This is a genomic window from Moorena sp. SIO3I6 (assembly GCF_010672095.1).
This window is the reverse complement of record NZ_JAAHHU010000715.1, coordinates 1-2,380: the sequence shown is the minus strand read 5'-3', so window position 1 is coordinate 2,380 and position 2,380 is coordinate 1. Positions and strand designations below refer to the sequence as shown.

Below are 2,380 nucleotides of genomic sequence, written 5' to 3'. Positions count from 1 at the left end.
TGCGTGCAGAAATCATGTGGAAAGGATTGGAGCGGATCATTCCAGACATTCGTTCCCGTTGTGAAGTCACTCTAGTCGGTACACCGCTCACCCACGAACGCTTTCTGCGCCGCCACCGAGGTTCCTATGGTCCAGCCATTCGAGCAGGAGTTGGCATCTTTCCTGGTCCTGGCACACCCCTACCTGGACTCATGTGTTGTGGAGACTCAACCTTTCCCGGTATTGGCTTACCAGCCGTTGCCGCCAGCGGGATGATTACTGCCAATACCCTTGTACCGGTTTCAAAGCATTTGGAAATGCTAAAAACGATTGGGTTATAGCAAGGGAAGTATAGTTTAGGACATAGTATTTGAGTTTAAAGGGAACAGGGAGCAGGGAGCAGGGAGCAGGGAACAGGGAACAGGGAACAGGGAACAGGGGGAAGAGTTTGGGATCTCCCCATCTCCCCATCTCCCCATCTCCCCATCTCCCCACACCTCCCGACTCCCGACTCCCGACTCCCGACTCCCGATTCCCGACTCCCGACTCCCTACTCCCTACTCCCTACTCCCTACTCCCTACTCCCTGTTTAAGGATCACCAACTAGCAAGAAAGCCGCCCAGAAGTAGGGATGGCTAAAGTTTTGTTTTCCAAATCCTGACAATTCTGAAGATAAACCAATTTTCTTGCCAGAGATAAATAAGTGATCATTCTCAATCCGGACATTGCCTCGAATCATGGCCAACTGTGCCTGTCGCAAGGCTTCAGTTTTACTCGGTGTCTTGTTCAACTGACGGTAAAACTCAGTAGTCAGCCCCATAGCCCCTTGGTCACTGACAGACCAAAGGGTTGCTAGAGTGGAGTCAACCCCTGCCTGAAACGCTGATCCAGCAAAACCTAACTCTGCTTCCCGATTTCCCAAAGCGGTTTGGCAAGCGCTGAGTACTAACAACTCTACCGATGGCTCATAAAATAGATTTTCCAATTCATCGAGCCCCAGTTTTCTGTCCCACATTTGAATGTAAGAATTTTCAGGAGCTCCTCGATTAAACTGAGCATGGGTAGCTAAGTGAATGATCCCAAATTTCCGTTTTTTTCGTTGAGCCTTTAAATTTTTCAGAGTGAAGCTTTCGTTTAGAAAATAGTCACCTTTCCACAGTTTTTTGTCGATAATTGTTTCTAACTCGACTTTTACCCAAGGCAAATCCTCTTTATCAGAAAATTGGGAGGCTCCCATCGCCAGCAGTCGCAAGGATTGAACATTGGTAAACCGAGAATAGGTCAAACTAAGACTAGGCACCAGGCTGACACTATAATTTTCTATTAGATAGTTCTTTTGATCGTGCAGAGCAGCCAGGGGTAGGGAGCGCAACCCCTGATCCATGGCAAATATCAGGCTTTCGATCTTATTAGCTTTTAACTCAGCCTCCAACGGTCCTATCAGCCATTGGTAAAGTTGCTGAGCTGGTTTGAGATGATCCTTATCATCCTTGCTTCGGGGATTGATCAGTGTTCGATGAAAGGTTCTAGTCACAGCTAGGACTTCAGCACGATTTGCGTTATAGACTCGCCGCAGAACTGGATTACCATCTGCTGTGATCAGCAACAGTTCTAGCTGGTCATCGCTTTTTTGTAAGCATTTTTCGGGTTCTGAAGGTAGATCAGAGGGTCGGTAACCAAATCGTCGGTCAATTTCGGCTGCTGGGATTGCTGGAGTTTGGCATCGCGTTCCTGGCAATGTCAGGGAGTTTTGGACAAAACTGACGTAAATAACCCCAGTCTTGAGACCAGTCTCCCGCTCAAGCTCACGAGTGCGATCGCGTACATCATTCTGATTATAAATTTTGCTCTTGAGCGATCGCATAAAGTATGCCTGATATTCTTCTGTGAAGGCTTGTTCTATGCCATAGACTAGGTCACTTTTAACAGTCGCCTCCAGTGTGATTGGTTGCTCTACCAATGGTGGAACCTCTGGCGGTGTGATTGATGAGTTATCCGGTGTGGGGATTGTTGAGTCTACCTGTTGTGAAACTGTTAAATCATCCGGTAGTAAAACCGTTACATCATCGGGTGCTAGGACTGTGACATCATCCGTTGGTAGGACTGTTAAATTATTCAGTGCTGTACCGGTACCAGTGTCACCATCGGTTACTATACCGCTACCAGTGTCACCATCGGTTACTATACCGCTACCAGTGTCACCATCGGTTACTATACCGCTACCAGTGTCACCATCGGTTACTATACCGCTACCAGTGTCACCATCGGTTACTGTACCGCTACCAGTGTCACTATCGGTTACTGTACCAGTATCGGTGCCACCATCGGTTACTGTACCAGTATCGGTGCCACCATCGGTTACTGTACCAGTATCGGAGCCACCATAGGTTACTGTACCAGT

Annotated in this window: 3 protein-coding genes and 1 pseudogene; 2 read left to right on the top strand and 2 right to left on the bottom strand. The window is 47.9% G+C overall.

Annotated elements, in window-relative coordinates:
- Positions 1-320, top strand: a pseudogene (locus tag F6K49_RS41740) (carotene isomerase); the annotation flags it as partial.
- A gap of 15 nt (positions 321-335) precedes the next feature.
- Here the strand turns inward: F6K49_RS41740 and F6K49_RS41735 are convergent.
- Positions 336-458, bottom strand: a complete 123-nt coding sequence (locus F6K49_RS41735) for a hypothetical protein (RefSeq protein WP_293107115.1) — start codon at positions 456-458, stop codon at positions 336-338.
- Between F6K49_RS41735 and F6K49_RS41730 the strand changes: the two genes are divergently transcribed.
- Positions 428-586: a hypothetical protein gene (locus F6K49_RS41730; protein WP_293107111.1), complete on the top strand. Its 159-nt coding sequence runs from the start codon at positions 428-430 to the stop codon at positions 584-586. The two genes, F6K49_RS41735 and F6K49_RS41730, sit on opposite strands and share 31 nt — an antisense overlap.
- Here F6K49_RS41730 and F6K49_RS41725 read toward each other — a convergent pair.
- Positions 569-2,380 (bottom strand): CHAT domain-containing protein (locus tag F6K49_RS41725; protein WP_293107107.1); only part of this gene is annotated, 1,812 nt, incomplete at its 5' end. The genes F6K49_RS41730 and F6K49_RS41725 overlap by 18 nt on opposite strands.